Source organism: Sphingomonas sp. AP28 (assembly GCF_056680455.1).
In genome coordinates, this window is record NZ_CM155283.1 from 1,406,728 (window position 1) to 1,427,528 (window position 20,801).

A 20,801-nucleotide genomic window follows, 5' to 3' on the forward strand; every position below is an offset into this window, starting at 1 on the left:
CCTACTGCGCCGCGCACGTCGCGCGTGTCGGCTGCCGTTCAAACGCTGCGAGCCCTCGTTCGGTTCACCCCGCTACGCAGTCGCCCGCCCTCACCCCATCATCCGCCCGCGCAGGTTGAACAGGATCACCAGCGTTCCCGACACCATCAGCGCGATGATGAGCGCGGAGAAGAGGATCAGTTGCAGGTCGTGGCGCGATGACCGCTTGAGGCTGATGTGGAGGAAACAGCGGAACTGCACCGCCATCTGGACGAGGCCCAGCACCAGCACGCTGCCGAAGATCGCGCGCGCACCGAACGACGGCCAGCGGACCATCGCGAAGGCCGCCACCGTCAGCACGAGCGACAATCCGTAGCCGACCGCATAGGTTCTGAGTTCGCGGGTCCGGTCGCTCATCCGATGTTCCCTTGCAGGTAGACGACCGAGAAGATCGCGATCCAGACGATGTCGAGCAGGTGCCAGAACAGCCCCAGCCGCAACAGGTTGATCCTGACGCAGGCATCGAGGCCATAGGCGCAGACCTGGGCGACCATCACGACCAGCCAGAAGCACGCGACCGCGACGTGGAGTCCGTGCAGCCCGACCAGCGCGAAGAACGACGACAGGAAGCCGCTGCGCATCGGATAGGCGCCATGCGCGAACATCGTCGCGAAGTCGTTCGCCTCGAGCGCGAGGAAGACGAGGCCTAGGCCCAGCGTCGCGCTGAGCCAGCCGAACAGCACGCGGCGGGGTTCGTCGTACTTCATGGCGATCGTCGCGCGGCCGAACGTCGCGCTGCTCGTCAGCAACAACAGCGTCTCGACGAACGCAGGCAGCAGCTTGAACTCGGAGGCAGGCGTCGGACCACCGACGGTGCTGGCGATCATCGTGCCGTAGGTCGCGAACAGCAGCGCGAAGATCACCGCGTCGCTCATCAGGAAAATCCAGAAGCCGAAGATCGCGTTCTCCGCCTGGTCCTGCGTCAGCGCGCCGGTGTCGCCGAGGTTGAGGCCGGCATGCGCCAGTTCGGGTTCGCTCACGCGACGATCTCCGCAAGGCCGCGATTGACCGCGGCGGTCTCCAGTTGCCGCGGAATCGCGGGCGTCGCCCGGACGCGGGCAAGCCAAGCCTCATGCTCGCGCGCGACTTCCGCAGCCGGGATCGTGCGATGCTGGTCGCGACCGAAGCTGCGCAGCACGACCGCCGCGACTATCACCTGGAGTGCGACGATGGTTAGCCCCCAGATCTCCCAGATCAGGCCGAACGCGGCGACTGCGGCGGTGAGCCCGATCACGACGCTGGTCGCACTGCCGCGCGGCACGACGATGTCCTCGTACGACGGCGGCGAGGCGTAAGGATCCGGCTGGCCCTCGTCATGCTTGTGATCGTAGAACGGGTTGCGCCCGTCGATCAGCGGCAGGACCGCAAAGTTGTATTCGGGCGGCGGTGCGCTGACCGACCATTCGAGCCCGCGGCCATCCCACGGGTCGCCGGCTTCGACCTGCGTCTTGGCACGGTCGCGGATGCTTACCCACAGCTGGATGCCGAGCGACGTCAGCGCCGCCAGCAGGACGAACGCACCGACGCCGGCGACGTACAGCCAGGGCCGGAACGACGGTTCGAAGATCGCCTGCGTCCGCCGCGCCATCCCGCTCGCGCCGAGCACGTACAGCGGGAAGAAGGCGAGGTAGAACCCGACTACCCAGCAGGTAAACGCGATCCGACCCCAACGCTCGTCGAGGCGGAAACCGAACGCCTTGGGGAACCAGTAATGATAGCCCGCCAGCATCCCGTACAGCAGCCCCGGGATCAGCATGTTGTGGAAATGCGCGACCAGGAACAGCGTGTTGTGGACGAGGTAATCGAGCGGCGGCATCGCCAGGATGATGCCGGTGAACCCGCCCAGCACGAACGTCATCATGAACGCGAGCGCGTACAACATCGGCACGGTGAAGCGCACCTCGCCGCGAAACATCGTCCAGATCCAGTCGTAGATCTTGACCCCCGTCGGCACGCCGATCGTCATCGTCGCGATCCCGAACGCCGCGTTGACGTTGGCCGACTGCCCCATCGTGAAGAAATGATGGACCCACACGGTGAAGCTCAGCACCGCGATCGCCATCGTCGCGATCACCAGCGAGGTGTAGCCGTACAGATCCTTGGTCGAGAAGGTCGACACGACCTCCGAATACACGCCGAACGCGGGCAGGATCAGGATGTAGACCTCGGGATGACCGAACAGCCAGAACATGTTGGCGTAGTTCATCATGTTGCCACCAAGGTCGTTGGTGAAGAAATGGAACCCCAGATAACGGTCGAGCGCGAGCAGCAGCGTGGCGACGGTCAGCGGCGGCATCGCGAAGATCATCAGGATCGACGTGCACAGGCTGGTCCACGCAAACATCTGCATCCGCATGAACCGCATCCCCGGCGCGCGCAGCTTGTAGACGGTGCAGGCGATGTTGATGCCCGCCATCGTCGAGCCGATCGACCCCAATGTCACCGCCCAGATCCAGTAGTCGACACCGACGCCGGGACTGAACGCGCGCTCCGTATAGGGCGGGTAGCCGCTCCATCCGCCGGTCGAGAATTCGCCGACGACGAGGCTCGCCATCATCAGCCCCGCGGCACCGATCGTCAGCCACAGCGCGATCGAATTGGCCCAGGGAAACGCCATGTCGCGCGCGCCGATCTGGAGCGGCAGGACATAGTTGATCATCCCCGTCAGGAACGGCATCGCCATGAAGAAGATCATGATCGAGCCATGCGTCGAGAACAGCTGTCCGAAATGATCGGGCGACAGGAAGCCGGGGTTCTCGATCGCGACCGCCTGCTGCATCCGCATCAGCACCGCCTCGACCAGCGCCCGCGACAGCATCACGAACGCGACGACGATATACATGATGCCGATCTTCTTGTGATCGAGGCTGGTGAGCCACTCGGTCCACAGATACCGCCACCTGCCATAGCGCGTCAGCAGCGCGGCGACGACGACCGCACCGACCACCACCAGCGCGCCCGCGAACGCGCCGATGATCTCGCTGATCGTCGGGTTCTCCCATGCGCGCACGAACGGCAAGTCCTGCCAGCCGAACCGGCCGAGCACCGCTGGCCAGAGGGGAACGGAAACGGTCATCGAACGGCCTTCGGAAGGGAGTGTGTCATGCCACCCGTTGCGGCGACGACGTGCTCGAACAGGTTGGGCGTGACGTGCGCGAAGTCCACGGGGTGCATGATGATCGACCGCGCAGACAGCCGCCGCCACGTCTGCGCATCGAGCGTGCGCTTGCTGCTTCCTGCAGTCGCAGCCCAACGATCATAGTCCGCCGGAGACACCGCAACGACGTCGAACTTCTGCTGCTGGAAGCCGACGCCGTTATACTGCGTGTTCTCGCCGCGGAACCGCCCCGGCCGGTGCGCCTGGATGTTCAGCTCGGTCGTCATCCCGCCCATCGCATAGATCTGCCCGGCGAGCTGCGGGATCAGCATCGACTGCATCACCGTGCCGCTGGTCAGCTTGATATGCACCGGGCGCCCGGCGGGAATGGTCAGCCGATCGACCGACGCGACGCCGAGGTCGGGATAGACGAACACCCATTTCCAATCGAGCGCGATCGCCTGCACCTCGACCGGCGCCGCGCCCGGCAACCGCCGATACGGATCGTCGATCTGCGTCCAGTGCCACAACAGTACCGCAAGCCCGATGACGATCCCGGCAGGCGGGATCCAGATCAGCCCTTCCACCCACCAGGAGAAATTCCACTTCGGCCGGTACGCATCGCTCCGGTTGGACAGCCGGTAATGCCACGCGAACAGCGGCGTCAGCAGCAGCACCGGTCCCGCGACGAACAGCAACACGATCGACACGGTGACGAAAAGGTCGCGCTCGTGCCCCGCCACCGGCCCCTGCGGGTTGAAGAACCCATGCGACAACGCTGTGCAGCCCCCTAGACCCATCAGGATCGAGAGCAGCGCCAACCGCGATAGACTACACTTCATTCGAACGAACACCTGGCCCCCTTGTCGCACCGCCCGCGCGCAGGAACGGTTTCGCGCCGGCAGCATGAAGAAGCCGTCTTGTGGCGTGATGCTCCAAGGTTCCCATCGCCGCAACGCGCGACTGTCGGTCCGGCTGCTCCTTAACAAAAACTTCATGCCCAAATCCGGTTTTCGCTCGATCATCCAAATGCTCCGCGTGACGCCGTCGTCACTTGCCCGCAGCAGTCGCTCCGATAGTCTTCCGCCTGGGATCGAGAGTCGGGATTTGGAGACGGGCATGCGCGGACGGGTTCGGTTGAGTGTGATCGCACTGTTGAGCCTGACGGCGGCTGGCCCGGCGGTGGCCGCGTGCAAGGTCAGCAAGATCGCCGAACTGCCCGTGACCCTCACCGGTCGCCGCGCGATGGTCGATGCGAAGTTCGGCACGCACGACACGCGGTTCATCGTCGACAGCGGCGCGTTCTACAGCACGGTGTCGCGCGCGTCGGCTGCGGAGTTCGGGCTGTCGAGCGAACCGGCTCCCCCCTGGTTCCGGCTGCGCGGGGTCAACGGCGACACGTCTGCAGCGGTCGCCAGCGCAAAGGATTTCTCACTCGCCGGCCTGCCCATCCCGCGTGTGAGCTTCATCGTCGGCGGCAGCGACACGGGGACGGCCGGTCTGCTCGGCCAGAACATCCTCGGTCTCGCCGATGTCGAATACGATTTGCCGCACAGCGCGGTGCGGCTGATCCGGGTCGATGGCTGTGGCAATGTCGGGCTCGCTTATTGGGCCGCGGGGAAACCGTTTTCGACGATCCCGCTCGAACGCGGCGGCACCGGACCGTGGAAGCCGCACACGATCGGCACCGTCCTGGTCAACGGGGTCAAGATGCGCGCGGTGTTCGATTCGGGCGCGCAGACCACCGTCATGACGCTCGCCGCGGCCAAGCGCGCAGGCATCACCCCGACCAGTCCCGGCGTGACCGCGGTCGGCTTGAACTCGGGCATCGGCTCGAAGCAGCTCGCGACTTGGCGCGCTCCGTTCGACACGATCGACCTCGGCGGCGAGATCGTGCCGCATCCGAAATTCCAGATCGCCGACATCCGGATCGACGGCGACATGCTGATCGGGTTCGATTTCTTCCTGACGCACCGCATCTTCGTGTCGAACGCGAACCACCTGCTCTACATGACCTATGAAGGCGGTCCGGTCTTCGGGCTGACGCCAAGCGGCGCGCGTACCACCGCGGGCGAGAAGCTCGACCTGACCGACACCGCCGCCGTACCGACCGATGCCGAGGGGTTCAGCCGACGCGCCGCGGTGTTCCTGTCGAAGCGCCGGATCGAGGAGGGTCTCGCCGATCTCGACAAGGCGGTGGCGATGGCGCCGACCGAAGGACGCTACGTGTATCAGCGCGCACAAGCCCGGCTCGCGCACGGCCAGCTCCTGCTTGCCGCGGCCGATCTCGACAAGGCCGTGACGCTCATGCCCGACAACACCGACGTCCGCCTGCTGCGCGCACGCCTCCGCTTGATGAGCCGCGATCCGGATGGCGCGGGCGAAGATGCCAAGGTCGCCGATCGCGCGCTGCCTGCCGGATCGGATCGCCGGCTCCAGCTTGCCGGCTTGTACGAAAATCTCGACCAGCCCAAGCTCGCGATCGTCAATTACGATGCTTGGCTGAAGATGCATCCCGAGGACGCCGCCCGCTCCACCGCGTTTAACGGCCGATGCTGGGCGCGCGCGCTGCTGAACCGCGAGCTCGATCGTGCGATGTCCGATTGCAACACCGCCGTGAAGCTCCGCCCCGGCTATGCCGCCTATCTGGACAGCCGCGCGCTGGTGAACCTGCGTCTCGGCAAGCTCGACGCTGCGCTCGTCGACTATGACGCCGCGGTCAAAGCCAACCCCCGCAACGCCTGGTCGCTCTACACCCGCGCGATCGCCGAACGACGCGCGGGCAAGACCGAAGCGGCGGACGCGGACCGCAAGGCCGCGCTAGCGATCAACCCGAACGTCGCCAAACGCGCGGCGCGGTACGGGCTCGACGGCTGACCGAACGCAGGCGAAGCACCCTTATCACGGCCGGGATCCGAAAGACGGCGGGCGGTCTGCCTTGGCGGTGCCGAACGACGACGGCTTCGGTCCCATCGTGAATTCGAGTTCGCCACCCTGCGCGATGTCGGCGTGTGCGATCCAGTTCCGTGTCCAGGGCTTGCCGTTCCAACGGACCGACTGGACATAGGGGCTGGCCGGCGCGTTGCCTTTCGCAACGACGCGCAACGTGCGTCCCTGGCCGAGATCGACCTGCGCCGCGTCGAACAGCGGCGAACCGAAGACATAGACGCCGCTGACCGGATCGACCGGATAGAAGCCAAGTGCCGACAGGATGAACCACGCGCTCATCTGGCCGCAATCGTCGTTGCCGATGACGCCGTCGGGCTCGGCCTTGTACATCTCGGTCAGCAGGCGACGGACCATCGCCTGCGTCTTCCACGGCGCGCCCGCATAGGCGTAGAGATAGGCGGCGTGCTGGTCCGGCTCGTTGCCGTGCGCGTACTGGCCGACCAGCCCGGTGATATCGGGCGGCGCATTCTTGGGGAGCGTCGACGGCGCGGTAAACAGCGCGTCGAGCTTTGTCACGAACCCCGCATCGCCACCGAACAGCGCAATCAGGCCGTAGACGTCGTGCTGGTTGAGGAACGTCGCCTGCCATCCGTTCGCCTCGGTATAGTCGCGCTGTTTGTCGGGGTTATGACCGAGCTGGATCGGATCGTAATCGGCCCACCAGCTGCCATCGGCGAAGCGCGGCCGGGCGAAACCGATCTTGGGATCGATGACGTTGCGGTAGTTGAGGCTGCGCGTGCGGAGCGCTGCGGCGTCGGCCTTGGCGCCTGCCGCGTCGGCGAGCACCGCCATCGCCCAGTCGTCATAGGCGTATTCCTGCGTGCGGCTGACCGACTCCCACGTCTTGTCCGCGGGCACGAAACCAAGGTCGTAATAGAAGCCGCGGCCGAGCGTGCTGTCGATGTCGGGGAAATTGCGATCGAACGCGCGGCTGCGGATCTGCGGCCACGCCGCGGCGTAATCCGCCTTGATCCCCTTGGCGCAGGCTTCGGCGAGCACCGACACCGAATGCCAGCCGATCATGCACGCGGTCTCGACGCCCTGCAGCGGCCAGACCGGCGATCCGGTCGGGCTCTGCACCGTCTGGCGGACGAGATCGCGCGTGAACTGCGCCGCCTTGTCGGGCTGGACGAGGGTTAGCAGCGGATGCAGCGCGCGGTAAGTGTCCCACATCGAATAGGTGCTGAACGCGGGTTCGGCGGCGGTCGTCTGGTGCACCTTGCGGTCGAGCCCGACATAGCGGCCGTCGCGGTCGGTAAAGAGCGTCGGCGACAGGAACGCGTGATACAGCGCGCTTGCCATGATCGTGCGCTGTTCGGGCGTGCCGCCATCGACGCGGACGCGGTCGAGTTCGGCCTGCCACGTGCGCGCCGCCGAGCGCCGCACCGCGTCGAACTGCCACCCTGCCGCCTCGCCGTCGAGCGCCGCCTTTGCACCGGCGACGTCGACCGCGGAGATGCCGGTCTTGATAAGGATCGGCGCGCCGCCCGCCTGGTCGAAGAACAACGCGACCTTCAGGCGGTTGCCGGTAACGCCCTTCGCGCCCGCGGGTGCAGCCGCGTCGTCGTCACCGAAGAACTGGACGCGGTCGGGCTTGCGCGACAGCTGCATCGCGAAATGGATGCGTCGGCCCTTTGCCCAGCGATGGACGCGGCGGCTGCCCGTCAGCATCCCGACGGGGGAGATCGCCAGCGAGGCCTCGTCGATCAACGTACCCTTGTCCCAGACGTCGAGGATCATGTGCGCGAAGTCGACCAGTATGTGCCCCGGCCCTTGCGGGAAGGTGTAGCGGTGGTGGCCGGTCCGCGCGGTCGCGGTGAGTTCGGCGAGCACGCCCGATTCGAGCTTCACGCGGTAATAGCCGGGCTCGGCGAGTTCGTCGGTGAAACGCTGGCGATACCCCTCTTCGGGTTTTCCCAGCGCGCCGGGTTTCAGCTGCAATGGTCCGCGCGTAGGCACGACCAGCACGTCGAGCATGTCGCCGATCCCGGTGCCCGACAGATGCGTGTGACTGAAGCCCATGATCGAGCCATCGTCCTGGTGATAGCCCGAGCACGCATCCCAGCGGCTGTTGTCGGTATCGGGGCCGAGCTGCACCATCCCGAACGGCAGCGATGGGCCGGGATAGGTATGACCGTGGCCGCCGGTGCCGACGAACAAATCGGGCTTGCCCGCGACCGGCGCCTGCGCGGCCGCCGCGTTGGTGACGGGCAACGCGGCGGCGAGGCCCGCAAGCCCGGTGCCGGCGAGCACTTGGCGGCGGTTGGCGGTGGTCATGTAAGTCTCCCGTATTCCATATCAGTAATGCGCGGCCAGCAAGGCAGGCTTGCGGCGCTCGAGGTCGAGGATCAGCTCGCCGAACAATCCATTGGCCCAGGCGAACCAGCTGCGCGTGAACTTGGCCGGATCGTCCTTATCGAAGGATTCGTGCATGAACCCGGTGCCGCCATGCGTCGTCTTGAGCCACGCAAGACACTGGCGGATCACGGCGTCGTCGTCGCTGTTCATCGCATGCGTGATGATCGACATCGGCCAGATCATGTCGAGCCCGATATGCGGGCCGCCGATCCCGCGCGCGGCGGTGCCGGTGAAGAAATACGGGTTGCGATCGCTCCACGCGAGCGCGGCGGTGCGGCGGAACAGCGGGTCGCTCCGATCCGCCGCGCCGAGCAGCGTCAGGCCCGACAAGCTCGGCACGTTGGCGTCGTCCATGAAGATCGCGTTGCCGAAGCCATCGACCTCATACGCCCAGACCTCGCCGCCCTGCCCGTCCGGCATCCGGCCATGCGCGCGGAGTGCCGCCTCGACCTCGCTCGCAAGCGCTTCGCTGTCAGTCGCGCCCGCCATATCGCCGCGCGCTTCGCGCTGGACCGTCGCAAGCATGCGCAGCGCCGACACCGCGAACAGGTTCGACGGGATCAGGAACGGATAGAGGCACGCGTCATCCGACGGGCGGAACATTGAATGGATCAGGCCGACCTTCCGCGTCGGGGCGCCGTAGCCCTCGAACATCAGCGTCTCGGTCGGCGAGACGTTCAGGCGCTGGAAATGATACGGGCCCTTGCCGTCCTTGCGCTGCTGTTCGCGGAAAGTCGCGACCGCACGGCGCATCGCCTTTGCCCACAGATCGTCGAACGGCGTCTTGTCGCGCGTCGCGGTCCAATAGCCGTGCGCGAGCCGCATCGGATAACAGAGCGAGTCGATCTCCCACTTCCGCTCGGCGACGCCCGGTTTCATGTCGGTCTGGTCGGTCCGCGCGCCGAGGTTCGACCTGGCGGTCGGATCCTCCATGAACGCGTTCGCGTAAGGGTCGATCAGGATGCAGCGCGCCTGCCGCGCGATCAGCCCGGTGAACACGCGGCGCAGGCCGGCATCCTTCGGCGCGAGGTGCACATAGGTCTGCATCTGCGCCGAACTGTCGCGCAGCCACAGCGCCTCGATATCGCCGGTGATGACGAACGCGTCGGGCTTGCCCCCGGGTTTGCCATCGACCGTGCCGATCTTGACCGTGGTGTCGAGCGTGTTGGGATAGCAATTCTCGAACAGCCAGGCGAGTTCGGGGTCGGCGATCTTCGACTTCACGCGCGCGATCTCGGCCTCGACCGCGGGGCTGACGAAGCGGCGCTGGCCGCGCGGCGGTCGCTTGCTCACGAGTGGCGCGGCGGCAGCGGCGAACGCAGCGCGCGGGAGGCTGGCGGTGACGGCCAGCGCGGCGGCGCCCGTCATCACGTCGCGTCGACGAAGGCGCATTCCGGTCTCCACGGTCAACGTCCCGCCACCGGTGCGCTCATCGAGAACGGCGCATCGGCCTTTGCCGCACCCCAGGCGGTGTTCGGCGTCGGCCCCATCACGAACCGCAGCGTGCCCCCCTGCTGCAACGCCGCGCGCGTCAGCCAGGGCTTGTCGTGCGGGGTGCCGTTGAAGCTCGCCGACTGGATATAGACGTTGCCAGGGCCATTGTTCGCCGCCTCGATCGTCAGCGTCTTGCCGCCCGGCATGGTCAGCTTCACGGTCTGGAACAGCGGGCTGCCGATCGCATATTGCCCGACCGCAGGCGTGACCGGGTAGAAGCCGAGCGAGGAGAACACGTACCACGCCGAGGTCTGGCCGTTGTCCTCGTCGCCCGGATAGCCGTCCGGCGCGGGCGAGTAGAGCTTCTTCATCACGTCGCGGACGTGATATTGCGTCTTCCACGGTGCCCCGGCCCAGTCGTAGAGATAGGTCATGTGCTGGATCGGCTGGTTGCCGTGCGCATATTGGCCCATGTCGACGATCTGCATCTCGCGGATCTCGTGGATGGTCTGCCCGTAATAGCTGTCGTCGAAGATCGGCGGCGTGGTGAAGATCGAATCGAGCCGCTTCACGAACGCCTCGCGCCCACCCATCAGGTCGGCCAGCCCCTGCACGTCCTGCATCACCGACCAGCTGTAATGCAGCGCATTCCCCTCGGTGAACGCGTCGCCCCATTTGTACGGGCTGAACGGCGTCGACCAGCTGCCGTCCTTTTTGCGGCCCCGCATCCAGCCGCTCTGCGTGTCGTAGAGCTTGCGGTAATTCTGCGCGCGCGTGGCGTAGAGCTTCGCATCCTCGGTCTTGCCGAGTGCCGCCGCGAGCCGTGAGATCGAGAAGTCCGCGGTGGCGTATTCGAGCGTGCGCGCGGCATTCTCGTTGATGCCGACGTCATACGGCACATAGCCGAGCCGGTTGTAGTATTCGACGCCCTCGCGCCCGACCGCGCCGACGACCTTGCCCTTCTTGTCGACCGGCCTCCCTTGCGAGGTCGTCGCGTTCTTGACCATCGCCTGGTACAGCGTCTCGACGTCGAACCCGCGCACGCCGTTCAGATACGCGTCGGCGATCAAGTTCGCCGAGTTCGATCCGATCATCACGTCGCGGTGGCCGGGACTCGCCCATTCGGGCAGCCAGCCGGACTCCTTGTAGGTGTTGACCAGCCCCTGCATGATCTCGCTGTCGCGCTCGGGATACATCAGTGCGAAGAACGGGAAGACCGCGCGCCACGTGTCCCAGAAACCGTTGTCGGTGTAGAGGAATCCCGGGTGCACCTTGCCGTCATACGGGCTGTAGTGGACGGTCTGGCCCCTGGCATCGACCTCGTGGAACATCCGCGGGAACTGCAGCATGCGGTACAGCGCCGAGTAGAAGATCCGGCGGTTGTCGAGGTTGGGATCGGTGACCTGGACGCGGTCGAACTCGCGCTGCCAGATCGCCTTCGCCTTCGTCTTGGTCTGCTCGAACCCGTCGCCGCCGATCTCGCCGCGCAGGTTTCGCTCGGCCTGTTCGAGGCTGATGAACGACGAGGCGACCTTGACGCCGACCTGCTCGCCCTTACGCGTCTTGAAGCTGACGACCGCGCCGACATGGTCACCCTCGCGCGTCGACGTCGCGCTGACCTGGCCCTTGCCGTCCCAGGTCTGGCTGACGGTGAAGTCGTGGTCGAATTCGGCGACGAAGTAATTGTGGAAATTGTCCGGCACGCCGCCGTGGTTGTTGCGGACATAGCCGGAGATGCGGCGCTTGGCCTTGTCGATCGAGACCATCGAGCCGCCGGCATAGCCGTCGAGGATGATGTGCGCGTCGTTGCTCTGCGGGAAGGTGAAGCGGAACTGTGCGGCGCGGTTGGTCGGCGCCACTTCCGCGGATACGTCGTAATCGGCGAGGTAGACCTTGTAGCTGTACGGCCGGCTATCCTCCGCCTTGTGGCTGTACCAGGACGCGCGTTCGTCCTCCTTCACCTTCAACGCACCGGTCGTCGCCATCAGCGAGAACGCGGCGTAGTCGTTCATCCAGGGACTGGGCTGGTGCGTCTGCTTGATGCCGTTGATCTTGTTCGCGTCGTAGGTGTAGCCCCAGCCGCTGTTCGTCTTGCCTGTAACCGGCGTCCAGAAGTTCATCCCCCACGGCACCGCCACCGCGGGATAGGTATTGCCGTAGGACAAGGTGTAGTCGGAATCGGTCCCCATCAGCGGGTTGACCAGATCGACCGAAGGCTGGTCCTGCGGCTGCATCGCGCCGTTGGCCGACGCGGCGGCCGTCGCCTTGGTCTGGGCCAGAATCGGCGCGGGCGCGACGAGAGCGAGCGACGCAACCGCCGCTACCGTGCCGCGCAAATTGGCGATCGCCCTGTTTATCACATCGCTCTCCCTGTATTTCGTGTCGGCTTCTGCACGCCGATCGATCGCGGCTTCACGCCCGCATCGGTCATCACCACCTGCTCGATCCGACCATCGGCGGCAAAGACCATCCTGTCGATCGCGATCTGCCGGTGTTCGCCGCGATCGGTGTCGAGCGGACGGCGGTGATACGCGATGTACCAGTCGTCGGTGCCGGGGACGTTGACGACCGAGTGATGCCCCGCCCCGCGCGCGATGCGCAGGTCCTGCGACAGGATCTTGCCGCGCGGCGTGAACGGCCCGGTCGGCCCCGGCCCGGTCGCATAGGCGACGCTATAGTCCGGGCCGGTCCAGCCGCCCTCCGACCACATCAGGTAATAGACGCCCTTGCGCTCGATCATGAACGAGCCCTCGACATAGCCGGGCGGCGTCACTTCCTTGTAGGTCGAGCCATCGGCGAACGGCAGAATGCGCTTGAGGTCGGGGCTGAGGCGGACGACGTTGCAATGCTTCCAGCCGCCGTAGAACAGATAGACCTGGCCATCGTGATCGCGAAACGCGAACGGGTCGATCGGTTGCGCGCCGTTGTGGAACGCGCCGACCAGTGGCTTGCCGATCGCGTCCTTGAACGGACCACCGGGCCGCTCGCTGACCGCGAGGCCGATCCCGCCAACCTCCGCATCGCTCTGGATGTCGTTCGCGCTGAAGAACATGTAGTAGCGCCCGTTCGCCTGAATCACCGATGGCGCCCAGATCGCATAGGCCGCCCAGGCGGCGTTCCGCACGTCGAACACATGGTCGTGCTTGGTCCAGTGCACCAGATCGGGTGACGAGAACGCGTTGAAGAAGGTCTGCATGCCGTAGGACGGACGGACCGTCTTGCGTTGCCGCGCTAATTTCTGCGCGGCCGAGAAACGGCTGGTGACGTCGGGCTTGCCGTAATGATCCGAATAGGTCGGATATATCCAGTAGCGCACGGCGAATACCCGGATCTCGGGGTCAGCATACCAGCCGGGAACGATCGGGTTCGACGCACTCGCCAGCCCGCACATCATCAGCGCGGACGCGGTCAGCGCGATCCGAACCCCGCGCCGTCCGCGCGTTTCGCCCACATGCGGTGACGCGACGCTGCGAGAAAAGGGAGGGTAGCGCCGCGAAGGCGCCACCCGAGAGACAAGCCGATCAAACCAGGTCATCAGAAGTTGAACGACACGCCCACATAGGCCCGCCGCCCAAAGTAATTCCGGTAGGTGAAGCGGTCCTTCGTATCATTGCCGAGATGGCGGCTTTCCTCGGCCTTGGTGAGGTTGATCACCGAGGCGGTGAGGTTCAGCCGGTCGGTCAGCGCGTATGCGGCGTTGAGATCGACCTGTGCATACGGATCGGTGTATTCGTTCAGGCCCGACTGCAACCCGCCGACGACTTCGCCCCGCCGGTTGTACGAGGCACGCATCAGCACCTTGCCGTGTTCGTAGAAGACCGAGGCGTTGACCTGCGTCTTGGCGCTGCCGACGAGCGCGGACGAACCGACTTTCTGCCCGTCGAGCGTCACGTCCGCCACCGACGTGTCGTTATAGGTGAAGTTGACCTGCGCGCCGAGACCGAACGACAGCGTGTGCTGCGCGTACAGTTCGACACCTTGCGACCGCGCATTCGATCCGTTCGCGACGGTCGAGTAAGGCTGGATCAACTGCTGCGTTCCGTTGACGTCGCGGGTGACGTTGAGCACCAACGGCACCACGAAGTCCGACACATCCTTGCGGAAGAAGGTCGCGCCGAGCACCGAACCGCGGTGGAAATACCATTCGATGCCAAGGTCGTATTGCCACGCCGAGAACGGGTTCAGGTCCGAATTGCCGCCGCTGCCCGACCAGCCGGCGAACTCACCGAACTGGCCACGATCGAACGCATACGCATCCGAGCGGAAGGTGAGCGACCGCTGCGACCCCAGATTCTCGAATGACGGCCGCGCGATCACCTTCGCGACTGCGCCGCGAACGAGGAGATCAGGCGTGACCTCGTACGACACGTTGAAGCTCGGCAGCCAGTCCGTGTACGTCTTCGACTGGTCGGCACGCGTGTTGACGATCGTCTCGCGCACGCTGAGCGGCAGCACCTGGCAGTTGCCATCGGGGCCGAGCGGACGGTTGGGATCGGCCGCCCCACCGGGCCCGTTGACGCAATAGTCGTTGAGATATTGCAGGCGATCGGACGTGTTGCCCGACTGTTTCGTATTGGCCATGCGGAGGCCGACGTTACCGCGAAGTCCACCGGTCCCGAAGTTCACCTGCGCGTAACCGGCGAAGACCCGCTCCCCCAGCGCGTAGACGAAGTCGGGCTCGTAGACCCGCACCGCCTGGCCGTAGGTCGAATTCAGATACTTGAGATATTCGTCGAAATTGATGCCCGGCACGACGTTCGCGTTGAAGCCGCCGTTAATGTTGCCGATCTGGTTCGCGTAGAAGAATTCGGGCCGCGCGACGGCGCCAGCTGCGGTATCCTGATAGCGGAGCAGCGTCGCCGGATCGGCATACCAGTCGTTGCGACCGGTCTCGCGGCCGATCTTCAGGTCGCGCCACTTGCCGCCGATCTGCACCGATTTCAGGAACCCGTCGAACCGCCTTGTCAGGTCGAGCTGTGCATAACGCTGGCCGAGATCGCTGTTGACGAAGCTCGATCCGGTCGAGCCCACGTCGATCTGCGCGATCCCGTTGCGGATGTTGTTCTGCAGCTCGGGCGAGAACTCGAAATTGGCGATGCCGTCCGAGATGTCCCAGTTGCTGACCAGATTGCCGTTCTGCTCCCGGCCCGGCGTCGTCAGGCGAGGCTTGGCGGCGACGCTGAAGCGCACCGACGGGCCACCGCTCGACTTGGTCTTGCCCAGTTTCAGGACGGCGTCGAAGCGATCCTGGCTATATTTGACCTCGGTCTCGAATGTGTTCGAAACCTGCTTCTCGCGGCTGTACGTGCCGGCGATCTGCGGCGTCTCCATCGTGCACGGGGTCGGGCGCGCGAGGCAGCCCGTCCCCGCCGCCGGCACCGCGAAGTTCGCCGACTGGAAGATCGTCCCGCTCTTGTCGAACGTCGCACCGGTGAAGAAATTGTCGTAGCCCCATTCCGGGATCTTCAGCACGTTCGAGGTAAAGTTGCTGCTATAGCCGAACCGGAAATAGTTCGCGGTGACCGTGACCGACTCGAACGGCTTGAACTGTGCGGTCGCCTGGATCCCGTACCGCTCGCGCTCCTGGTCGAAGACTTCGGCGTTGACCGACTGCGGCGCCCAATAGCCCGAATAATGCGTGCCATCGCGCGCAGTCGTGCCCTGGCCCGGCCAGTAGGAGATTGCGTCGTTGTTCGCGAAGGTCTTGCCGTCGACGTCGGTCGCGGGCTTGAGGACGTTGCCCTGCGCGTCGCGATCGCTCCACCATAGCCAGCTCTCGGACGAGCTGCGCAGCTCGCGGTTGGTGCGCTTTTGCCAGACGCCGCCGACCAGCAGGCCGAACGTCTCCTCCTTGTTCTTCCACGACACCTGCCCGCCAAGCTGCGGTTCGTACTTCTCGGTCGTGTCCGAATACGTCCCCTCGGCGGAGACGAAACCCGACCACGCCGGCACGTCGAACGGCCGCCGCGTGTTGAGGATGATCGTGCCGCCGACGCCGCCTTCCTCAAGCCGCGCTTCGGGCGATTTGTAGACCTCGGTGCTGGCGATGAACGTGGACGGCAACAGCACGTAGTTGAACGACCGCTGCGGCTCACCGCTGTCGGCGCCGGCGAGGAAATTGCCGTTGAGCAAGGTGAGCGTCAGGCCCGACTGAAGGCCGCGGATACTGACCCGGCTGCCCTCGCCGCCGTCGCGGGTGATGACCACGCCCGGCACGCGCTGCAACGCATCGGCGACGTTCTTGTCGGGGAACTTGCCGACGTCCTCGGCGGTGATCACGTCGACGAACGCGTTCGCCTCGCGCTTCTGGGTGAGGCTCTTCTCGATCGAGCGCCGATACCCGGTAACGACGATGTCCTGTGCTGGATCAGGGGCGGTGTCCTGCGCCGACCCATCCGGCTGTGTCGTGCCGGCGGCTTGCCCGGACTCCGCCGTAGCAGTCGAGGCGGGCTCCGCCTGGTCGGACGGCGTCGCGCTCTGGGGAGGCATAGCGGAGGGCGCGGCCTGTTGAGCCTGCGCGGCACCGGCCAACGCAGCAGTAAGACTGACCGTGGCCAACAGGAACGACAACGGACGATGGCGACGCGCCACGATCGAGCACGATTCTATGCTTGCGGTCATCAGACTTTCCTCTTCCTCGTGAGGATGCCTGCGCCCCCTCACTTACCCCTGCGAATAGCGCGCCTGCCCACCGTTTTCGGTTGGGCTGTCCGGTTGAATCGGATTCTGTCGGTGCACAGTCTCGACGCGTCTATCTGCCAATTACAAAAGCAAATTGTCAAATAGATTGTTGATCTAGTTTTGGCCCGTTGCGGACATAACTTGACGAATACCCGTTGGCGTGTCGATAGTCTGGATGAAGACATCACCATGATTTTCGCTTGTTCTCAAATAGTCGCACGCCGCGAAGACAGCCGTCCGCCTCCGCAACGCCATGCGTTCCGGGCAACTCACTCGGATATCAAAGTGCTGAATTGGCGGCCGGCGTCAGTCCGCGGGCGCGCCCGAATCTTTCCAGAGCGCCCCGGCCTTGGGCAGCAGGAAGTGGCTGAACGGCAGGATCGCCGCACCGACCGCTGGCGCATCCTCCGACAACGCGGCACGGCGGACCGGCGCGATCGCGGGAGCATCGGTCGCGTCCCGGATCAAGGCGTTGACGCGCTCCGCCACCCGTTCCACCAACCGGCTCGGCAGGCGCCCGCCGATCAGGATCACCGCCGGATCGATCAGGCAGTTGATCGCGTCGAGTGGTGTGCACAGCGTGTGAGCCGCCCGCTCCACCCATTCCTCCAGGCAGCGTTCGACATCCGGTGCCCACTCGGCCTGGTGCAGCACCTGCCCGATCTCGAACCCCGCACTCGCCAGATGCTCGGCAAGCCCCGACAGCGAGACCAGTTTCTGGACGGTCTCGCGCCCCCGCTTGCCGCCGCCAGCCGCCATGAAACCAAGCTCGCCGCTGCGCCCGTGCGTGCCGCGAACATACGCGCCATCCGCAACGAAGCCGCCGCCCAGCCCCGACGAGACGAGGATGTAGAAAAAGCTGCTGTAATTCTGTCCGAAGCCGAGCTGCATTTCGCCCATCGCCGCGGCGGCGGCATCGTTCTCGACGAACACGGGCAGCGACAGCGGCTTTTCGAACAGCGTCGCCATGTCGATCCCGTCCCACGCCGCATAGGCCGCCGGACGGCCCGGCATCGCCACCAGCGCGAGGTCATCGGGCCGCGCGACACCGATGCCGACCAGCTTGGCAGGATCGACCTTCGCGCTTTTCAGCATTGCGCGCACCGAACGCCGAAAGAGATCGCGGACGTCGTCGGGCAGCGCGAAGCCGATCTCGATCGACTTGCGCGCAAGGGTCTGTGCCAGGAAATCGACCAGCACGATCGTGATATGGTCGCGGTCGATATTGACGCCGATCGAGTAACACGCATCGGCGCGGACGACGAGCTTGGTCGGCGGCTGGCCGCGCCCGCCGCGGCGCTGCCCCGCCTCCTCGATCACCCCCTCCTGCAACAGCCGCCGCGTGATGTTGGCGATCGCCGGCCCGGTCAGCCCGGTGATCCGTGCAAGGTCGATCCGCGTCAGCGATCCGCCGAGGCGGATGGCATGCAACGTCACGCGCTGGTTGTGGTCGGCGGCGCGCTCGAGGTTGGTCCCCGACAGACGCGGCGGCGTTTGAAGAGTCATGCGGACCAATAATCCAGGTTCGAGAACAGAAGGCGAAGCCGCACTGCGCTGCAACATAGCGACTTCAGCGTTGGCGACGAAGTGATCCCGCGATTGCGGAGGCTTGGCAAGCGCACACTATTGGCGTTCAGTGAACGCGCGGCATATCGGCCCGGTCTAAAGACCATCTTCTGCATCCCCCCGCTTTCAAACTGTTCGTTTGAATTATCCAATTTGATGTTCCAATCCACTTCTGCGGTTGCGCAAGAGCTGGCGATGAAGCCAGTCTGGCGACCGAACGAATAGAGGGGATGTGCGCGACATGGTTCACTTGGCACCCGGCAAGCTTCCCCGCTTATTCCCCTCCGAACGGGTGACCTCGATGTCCATCTTCACGCGATCGTGCTTCGTGAGTGCGCTGTTCACCACGATCCTCGCCGGCCCCGCCTTCGGACAGGATGCCACCAAACCGAGCGATGCGGTGGATCCGTTCATCGGCACCGGCGGCGAAGGCCACACCTTCCCCGGCGCGGTCGCGCCGTTCGGCATGGTCCAGTTGTCGCCGGATACCGATACCTCGTGCGTGATCCGCACCTGCTACGGCCACGCCGCCGGCTATCGCTACGACGATCCGACGATCGAGGGGTTCAGCCACACGCATTTCTCGGGCGCGGGGCATTCCGATCTCGGCGACATCCTCGTCATGCCGGTATCGGGCGAGACCGTGCCGATGGACCCCGGCACGCCCGCGGCCCCCGGCTACCGCTCGCGCTTTTCGCACGCGAGCGAGGTCGCCAAGCCGGGCTATTACGCGGTCACGCTCGACGGTCCGGGCGTACGCGCGGAGATGACGGCGGGCACGCGGATCGGCGTGCATCGCTACAGCTTCCCCAAGGGCAAGGCCGCGCACATCGTCGTCGATCTCCGGTCGTCACTGTATAATTACCCCGGCAAGATCCTCTGGTCGGGGCTGCACCTGCGCGACGATGGCGTGCTCACCGGCTTCCGCGAGACGCGCGGCTGGGCGCCCGGCCGCAAACTCTATTTCGCGATGCGGTTCTCCGCTCCATTGGTCGGCCACGCGCTGGTCAACCGCGAGAAGGATATCCCGTACAAGGGCTTCCAGGGCCCAGGCCGCGGTAGCGATGCGCTGGCGGAGAAGCTCGGCCAGGCGCTGGAAGCGCGGCTGGATTTCGGGCCGCTCGATGCTCCTCTAGAAGTGAAGGTCGGGATCTCCGGCGTCGACGAAGCCGGCGCGCTCGCCAACCTCGACAGCGAACCCGGCGGCTTCGACGCTGTCCGAGCCAAGACTGGAAGCGACTGGGATACCGCGCTCGGCGCCGTCAAGTTCGAGGCGGCCCCACCAATGCGCCGCATCTTCGCGACCGCGCTCTACCACAGCCTGCTCGCCCCCAGCGTTTGGAGCGACAGCGATGGGCGCTACCGCGGCCCCGACGACCAGGTGCACCAGGCGTCCGGCTTCACCGTCCGATCGACCTTTTCGCTCTGGGACACGTTCCGCGCCGAACATCCGTTGCTGACGCTGATCCAGCCCGAGAAGACCAACAGCGACATCGTCCGCTCGCTGATCGCCAGTCAGCAGCACAGCCCCGACGGCATCCTCCCGGTCTGGCAATTCGCCGGGCGCGAGACGTGGACGATGATTGGTTATCACGCGGTCCCCGTTATCGCCGACGCGTATATGAAGGGCATTGGCGGCTTCGACGCGGACGCCGCGTTGCAGGCGATGGTCGCGAGCGCCGACCACGCCTCCTATGGCGGGCTCGGCGAGTATATGAAGCGCGGCTACGTCCCGATCGACAAGGAGCCGGAGGCCGCATCAAAGACCGTCGAATACGCCTATGACGACTGGACGATCGCACGGATGGCGCGGCGGATGGGCAAGACCGCCATCGCCGAGCGGTTCGAAAAGCGCGCGGGCAACTGGCGCAACAGCTTCGACGCGAAGTCCGGCTGGCTGCGCGCAAGGCTGGCGAACGGAACGTTCCGCACGCCCTTCGATCCGACCGCGATCAATTACGGCTCCGATTATACAGAGGGCAATGCGTGGCAATATAGCTGGTTCGTGCCGCAGGATCAGGCGGGGCTGTTCCGGCTGCTCGGCGGCGATGCGAAAACCGTGAAGAAGCTCGACGCGATGTTCGACTTCGACAATTCGAAGGTCGATTACAGCCACGCGGAGGATATCGCCGGGCTGATCGGCCAATATATCCACGGCAACGAACCGAGCCACCACGTCGCCTATCTCTACAATTACGCCGGCGCACCGTGGCGGACGCAGGAGCGGCTGGGTCAGATCGTGCGGAGCCAATACGGCGCCAAGCCCGAGGGGCTGAGCGGCAACGACGATCTCGGCCAGATGTCCGCATGGCTCGTCTTCACCGCGCTCGGCTTCTACCCGGTCGCGCCCGGATCGAACGAATATGTCATCGGCCGCCCGTTCCTGTCGCAGGCGACGCTCGCGCTGCCCCGCGGCAAGCAGTTCGCGATCCGGACGGATAATCTGTCGGACGCCAACCCCTATATCCGCTCCGTCACGCTGAACGGCACACCCCTCACCCGCAGCTATCTGCGCGATGACGAGATCCGCCAGGGCGGCGAACTCCGCTTCGTGATGGCCGCGAAACCGAACAAGCTCTGGGGCAAGGGCGCGAAGGCCCGGCCGTTCTCGTCCTCGACCACGGCTTCGATCCCAACGCGCCACTAAAGACCGTCAGACCGATTGCCCCCGCGCCCC

12 protein-coding genes are annotated in these 20,801 nt (G+C 65.4%); 2 read left to right on the top strand and 10 right to left on the bottom strand.

The annotated features are described in order from the left end of the window. Positions 1-90: 90 nt before the first annotated feature. Genes AC1MH0_RS06390 through AC1MH0_RS06405 form a run of 4 tightly spaced genes read right to left on the bottom strand, consistent with a single transcriptional unit; the run spans position 91 to position 3,978 of the window. The gene (locus tag AC1MH0_RS06390) at positions 91-396 is read right to left on the bottom strand and encodes a cytochrome o ubiquinol oxidase subunit IV (RefSeq protein ID WP_480965190.1); all 306 of its coding nucleotides are present in this window, start codon (positions 394-396) and stop codon (positions 91-93) included. After that, complete coding sequence (locus AC1MH0_RS06395; protein WP_480965191.1) at positions 393-1,019, bottom strand: cytochrome c oxidase subunit 3; 627 nt, start codon at positions 1,017-1,019, stop codon at positions 393-395. Before AC1MH0_RS06395 ends, AC1MH0_RS06390 begins: the two co-directional genes overlap by 4 nt. Next, the gene (locus AC1MH0_RS06400) at positions 1,016-3,115 is read right to left on the bottom strand and encodes a cbb3-type cytochrome c oxidase subunit I (RefSeq protein ID WP_480965192.1); all 2,100 of its coding nucleotides are present in this window, start codon (positions 3,113-3,115) and stop codon (positions 1,016-1,018) included. The genes AC1MH0_RS06395 and AC1MH0_RS06400 overlap by 4 nt, the downstream gene beginning before the upstream one ends. Beyond that, positions 3,112-3,978, bottom strand: coding sequence for a cytochrome ubiquinol oxidase subunit II family protein (locus tag AC1MH0_RS06405; protein WP_480965193.1), 867 nt, complete (start codon positions 3,976-3,978; stop codon positions 3,112-3,114). Before AC1MH0_RS06405 ends, AC1MH0_RS06400 begins: the two co-directional genes overlap by 4 nt. A gap of 277 nt (positions 3,979-4,255) precedes the next feature. On the opposite strand from AC1MH0_RS06405, the gene AC1MH0_RS06410 reads away from it, so the two are divergent. Next, on the top strand, positions 4,256-6,013 hold the full coding sequence (locus AC1MH0_RS06410; protein ID WP_480965194.1) for an aspartyl protease family protein: 1,758 nt from the start codon (positions 4,256-4,258) through the stop codon (positions 6,011-6,013). 24 nt (positions 6,014-6,037) lie between these two features. Here AC1MH0_RS06410 and AC1MH0_RS06415 read toward each other — a convergent pair whose 3' ends face one another. The 6 genes from AC1MH0_RS06415 to AC1MH0_RS06440 all read right to left on the bottom strand — a co-directional run bounded on the left by AC1MH0_RS06415 (position 6,038) and on the right by AC1MH0_RS06440 (position 18,064). After that, positions 6,038-8,362 carry a GH92 family glycosyl hydrolase gene (locus AC1MH0_RS06415; protein WP_480965195.1) on the bottom strand — a complete coding sequence of 775 codons (2,325 nt, stop codon included), beginning with the start codon at positions 8,360-8,362 and terminating at the stop codon, positions 6,038-6,040. A gap of 21 nt (positions 8,363-8,383) precedes the next feature. Then, the gene (locus AC1MH0_RS06420; RefSeq protein ID WP_480965196.1) at positions 8,384-9,835 is read right to left on the bottom strand and encodes a glycoside hydrolase family 125 protein; all 1,452 of its coding nucleotides are present in this window, start codon (positions 9,833-9,835) and stop codon (positions 8,384-8,386) included. Between the two features lie 14 nt (positions 9,836-9,849). Then, positions 9,850-12,111 (bottom strand): GH92 family glycosyl hydrolase, encoded by a 2,262-nt coding sequence (locus AC1MH0_RS06425; protein WP_480965688.1) that lies wholly within the window; start codon positions 12,109-12,111, stop codon positions 9,850-9,852. A gap of 122 nt (positions 12,112-12,233) precedes the next feature. Next, positions 12,234-13,328, bottom strand: coding sequence for a glycoside hydrolase family 43 protein (locus tag AC1MH0_RS06430; RefSeq protein ID WP_480965197.1), 1,095 nt, complete (start codon positions 13,326-13,328; stop codon positions 12,234-12,236). 83 nt (positions 13,329-13,411) lie between these two features. Beyond that, positions 13,412-16,498 carry a TonB-dependent receptor gene (locus tag AC1MH0_RS06435; RefSeq protein ID WP_480965198.1) on the bottom strand — a complete coding sequence of 1,029 codons (3,087 nt, stop codon included), beginning with the start codon at positions 16,496-16,498 and terminating at the stop codon, positions 13,412-13,414. Positions 16,499-16,864: 366 nt separating this feature from the next. Next, positions 16,865-18,064, bottom strand: coding sequence for an ROK family transcriptional regulator (locus AC1MH0_RS06440; protein WP_480965199.1), 1,200 nt, complete (start codon positions 18,062-18,064; stop codon positions 16,865-16,867). A gap of 361 nt (positions 18,065-18,425) precedes the next feature. Between AC1MH0_RS06440 and AC1MH0_RS06445 the strand changes: the two genes are divergently transcribed. After that, positions 18,426-20,771, top strand: coding sequence for a GH92 family glycosyl hydrolase (locus AC1MH0_RS06445; protein ID WP_480965200.1), 2,346 nt, complete (start codon positions 18,426-18,428; stop codon positions 20,769-20,771). Positions 20,772-20,801: the final 30 nt, after the last annotated feature.